We start from the raw sequence: 2,601 nt of genomic DNA on the forward strand, positions 1-2,601 counted from the left end.
GTAGATCGTTGATTCTGTTGGCTTTCCTGTTCACCTTCAAATCCGGGATTCGTGGCGTCAAACCGTGATCGGTTTCATCCGTTGGTGCCAGTTATCGGTGCTCCCTGCCGCGAGGGCAGGATTTGGTCGGCATAACGGTCAACAGGAAAGCGGATCACGCCTCGCAGGTTGATGCTTTCCAGCCTGGTGGGAGCAATTTTTCCGATCAGTTCCGGCGGAATGGCCTGGCGGCGGTTCGACCAGCGATCCAGAACAGCCTGCATTTGTGACGTGTTCCACGCCATGACGATGTTGGCCAGCAGACTCAACGCGTCGGCCACAGCCTGCATTTCGTCCACACGTTTGGCCTGTGCCGGGCTGATCCGGCCGGTGTAAATGGCGCGCTTGAGGGCGTTGACCGCCTCCCCCCGGTTGAGCACCCGGCGCAATTCATTCCTGAAAGCGTCCTTAACAAAGTAGTCGGCAAGGAACGCGGTTCGCAGCAAACGTCCCAATTGCACGCCAGCGTCATAGATGGGGTCACCCTGGGCAGCAGAGCCAAACCGCGCCAGTGCTGCCACCGCACTGGCGTGACCACTCATGACCGAAGCCGCCAGATGCACCAGGCTGTCCCAATGCTTTTCGATCAGGGCAACGTCAACATTGGCCTCGCACACCGCAGCTATTTCGGCTGGCACCTTGGCGCCGCGAGGCACGAACAGGTGGCGTTGTTTCAATTCCTTCAACCGCGGGCAAAGATCAAAGCCCAACAACCGGGCCAGTGCCATCGCAAAATCGGTGTAGCCGTGGGTGTCCACCGCCAGTTGGCTGGTTTCAAGGCGTTCCTGACGTATGACGCCTTCAATGGCCACGCCAGCTTGGCGCTCATTGAGCACGAAGGGCTGTGCGTGAAAGATTCCCCAGCGGTCGCGTACATGGGAGTAGATGCCAATGGAGGGCGTGTTGCGCCGGGGATCAAGCCGGGCCTGCCATACCCGCTTGGTTGTCTCCATGCTCATCATGTCAGAAGACGCCAGGTCTGAACGGCCCCAAGTGGTGGCGATCGGGTGGCGTTGCATAAACTCCAGCACCGCCTGGCAAGCCTGACTCAGACGGCGTTCGTCCCGTGCCCAGCGCATGGCCTGGCGGATGCTGGTGGCAGACAACTGCGGAATCATGCGCGCGCATTCGATGGCTGTCAGACTGGTGCCGTGGGCCATGATGCCGGCATAGACCATCAGCAGTTCCGCTGTTGACCGTGGTTCACGGCCGAGCATGATCCAGCTGAAGCGCACCTGGGCGTCAACGGCCAGAATCACTTCAGGCAATTGCACTTCGCCGATGCGGTGATCCAAAGCCGCCCGTAGCTTGGTGACTTCGGGGTCTTCGTCTTCGGCGGGTAAAACTGAGAGGTGGAGTTCATCGTCGACGCGCAGTACGCCACTGCGTGCCGCCGCAGCCACAGCATCGACACCTGCAGTTACCTTGGCCAACAATGGCTTCAGAAAGGTGGCCGCCTTGCCGGGCAGCGACAGACGGGCATAGTGCTTCTTGGACTCGTCCTTCCAACGTTCGTCCGTGAAGAACAGGCGTGCACGGCCCCTAAAACTCAAGCTGTGCTCGATCCAGACCGATCCATTGCGCACCGCGCGGCGCAGGGCAAACAAGGTGGCAACCTCCAATGCCCGAAACGCCCGTTCCCGGTCTGGGCTGGATATGGCGGCTTGCCAGACCTTCCCCAGGCCTGGCGCGACAACGCCATCCGGCAACTTTCTGATGTTACTGGCGTAATAGGCGCTCAATTTCGTCAGGGCGTCGATGGTGGGATGCTCTCCGGTGGCTTGCCATGGAAGCTTTGCAATTGCCACAAGCAGTGAGCGTACGGGGCGAATGACATCAATCAATCCTTCGCGCACAAGGGAGGCCCGACTGGGTGGCTTGCGTTTCTGGGTTTCGATGACCAAGGCTTCAAGCCGTGCGCGCAGCTCGGCGTCCGGCACAGCGCCCTGGGCGCTCAAGGCCACGAGTTCGGCCAGTAGCGTTTTGTACATCGCCGCCCAGTTGACGGTGGCGGGGACCTCGGCAGCGGTCTGGCGCCACAGATCGGCAATCCGGCGCTGCACCATCAAAATCAACTGGTCCGTGGTGGTGAACAGGCAATACCGCAGAAAGCAGGCGACCTCCACGGTGCGCGCGGGTTCCTTGATCTTGGCGCCGGCAGACGGCGGCCGAGAGACTAGTCGGCGCGCGTAACGGCGCAAGATGAGATCGGGGATGTCGGTCAGGTGTTTATGAACGTCCAGCTCGTACAGCAGATCGATGCGTTCAAGTACCTCGCTGATTTGGCGGGTTGAGTGCTTGGCCGGCGCCGACCACAGCCAGCTTTGTTGGGTTTGTCCATCTGGGCGCAGCTCTGCAACCGAGGTTCGCCACCGATCAAGGGTTGCCGGATCGACGCTGGCGGCGATTGCAGCACCTGTCTCCGCTTCGAGCTGGGTGAGTGCGCTCGCAATCAAAGTCCGGATGGCCCGCTCGTGCACGATCACCAGCTTATTCTTGTACAGCCATTGGCGGGCCCTCCCGAGCAGTTGATCGCGGTCGGCGCAACGGGCCACTTCGTCC

1 protein-coding gene is annotated in these 2,601 nt (G+C 60.8%); it reads right to left on the reverse strand.

Annotated features, from left to right (window positions below):
• Positions 1 to 74: 74 nt before the first annotated feature.
• Positions 75 to 2,601 (reverse strand): Tn3 family transposase (locus ACYVOC_RS18915; RefSeq protein ID WP_461162789.1); only part of this gene is annotated, 2,527 nt, incomplete at its 5' end.

Source organism: Simplicispira piscis (assembly GCF_054783455.1).